The following is a 619-nucleotide window of genomic DNA, read 5'->3' on the forward strand; positions in this document are numbered from 1 at the left end:
GATGGAATGGAGGTAGCAGGAAAAAATGGAATTGCAGCGGGGTTTATTTATTCACTAGTGTTAGTTAATAATAAACCCCTGATAGAGGTTATGCCTGTTGCTTGCGTCGAGCTGCACCAAGGCCTAGTAATCCAAGACCTAATAATGCAAAAGTTGCTGGCTCATCGACTGAAACTGAATTTTCAGAGTCTGTACTTAGAACAACGTTGTCTAGCATGATACCCATGTTGTCTGCACCAGCGTGATTAAAGCTGATCACATCTGTTGTTTCTTGAGCAATATTAAATGTACGTGTCACTGTTTCCCAGCCTTGAAAGGCAACTCGAGAGAAGTCTTCGTTAAAGAATCCGCCTAAAGTGACTTGCATTTCGTCGAAAAATGACTGGGGGCGCTGACTACCTGAGATGTCAAAGCTCAGAGTATATGTACCTGCTGCCAAAGTAAGTGCATTAGAAGAAAATATGCCCGCATTGCCGCTAGATCCATCAAGGTCAACGCACTTTCCTGAATAACCTGCACAGTTGAGGCCCCAATCACCTTGAGCTACAAGGTCGACTGTGCCGTCAGATACGTTCCAGTTAGTGAAGTTGTTATAGTCAGTATCAGAACCTGTGTGAAC

At 43.9% G+C, this 619-nt stretch carries 1 protein-coding gene; it reads right to left on the reverse strand.

The genetic code is table 11. From position 1 onward, the window contains the following. Positions 1–88 precede the first annotated feature (88 nt). Positions 89–619, reverse strand: a 531-nt coding sequence (locus A3735_RS28270; protein WP_068639090.1) for a PEP-CTERM sorting domain-containing protein, incomplete at its 5' end; no start/stop codon positions are given.

It is taken from the genome of Oleiphilus sp. HI0061, from assembly GCF_001635675.1.